We start from the raw sequence: 969 nt of genomic DNA on the forward strand, positions 1-969 counted from the left end.
CTTGGCCGGGGAGCAGGCGTCGGCTGCGCCGTCGCTGGGCCGGGGAGCAGGCGTCGGCTGCGCCGTCGCTAGGCCGGGGAACGGTGGGCGGCCCTTGCCGCGGGGGCCGGCCTTGCCAAGACAGGGCCATGGAGAGCCCCGATCCCACCTCCCCCGCCAGCGCCGGCGAGGGAATCCGCCTGTTCATAGATGCCGATGCCTGCCCGGTGAAGCAGGAGGCCTACAAGGTGGCGCTGCGCCATGGGGTGCCGGTGATCGTGGTGGCGAACGCGCCCATCGCCGTGCCGCGCGATCCGCTGGTGCAGCGGGCGGTGGTGCCGGCCGGGCCGGATGCCGCCGACGACTTCATCGCCGCCCGCGCCCGGCGCGGCGACGTGGTGATCACCGCCGACATCCCGCTGGCGGCGCGCTGCGTGAAGGCGGGGGCCGACGTGATCGCCCCGTCGGGCAAGCCGTTCACGCCCGATTCCATCGGCATGGCGCTCGCCACCCGCAACCTGTTCGAGGATTTGCGCTCCCAGGGCGCCATCACCGGCGGGCCGAAGCCCTTCTCGCCGCGCGAGCGCTCGGCCTTCCTCGCCGCGCTGGACCTCGCCATCGTCCGGCTGAAGCGTGCCGGGCTCCTGCCTGCCGCCGCGCCCTGAGCGGCGCCAGCCCTACTCCTTCTCCAGCCGCACGGTCTGGTCCTCGATGGCGAAGACCAGCGCGCCGAGCTTGCCGTCGGCGCCCGCCTCGAACTGGGCGAAGCCCAGCGGCGTGTCGCCGGTGAGCTTCACCACATTGGCGAAGCGCCCGGTGGGCAGCAGGCTGGCGGTGAAGACCATGCCGTCGAACGGATCGAGGCGCAGCTGTGCCCCCGTCGCCTCCAGCGTCAGCACCAGTGCGCCGGCTCCGCGCTCAGCTTCGCCGCGCCGAGCACCGGCCGGCATAGGCGCCGGCGAGCGCGGCGACGGTCGCCGGCGGGCCGCG

2 protein-coding genes are annotated in these 969 nt (G+C 74.7%); one reads left to right on the forward strand and one right to left on the reverse strand.

Going from position 1 to position 969, the window contains the following annotated elements:
• Nucleotides 1-128: 128 nt before the first annotated feature.
• Nucleotides 129-644: a YaiI/YqxD family protein gene (locus AC2W7M_RS26290; protein WP_486136116.1), complete on the forward strand. Its 516-nt coding sequence runs from the start codon at nucleotides 129-131 to the stop codon at nucleotides 642-644.
• A gap of 12 nt (nucleotides 645-656) precedes the next feature.
• On the opposite strand, the gene AC2W7M_RS26295 is transcribed toward AC2W7M_RS26290, so the two are convergent.
• Nucleotides 657-969: hypothetical protein (locus tag AC2W7M_RS26295; RefSeq protein WP_486136118.1), on the reverse strand; the 313-nt coding region annotated here is incomplete at its 5' end.

It is taken from the genome of Xanthobacter sp. BG11Y11_SDJG (assembly GCF_057364445.1).

What these genes read in the sequence shown, in the direction of transcription:
- AC2W7M_RS26290 (WP_486136116.1), top strand. Translation starts at nt 129, where the DNA reads ATGGAGAGCCCCGATCCCACCTCCCCCGCCAGCGCCGGCGAGGGAATC.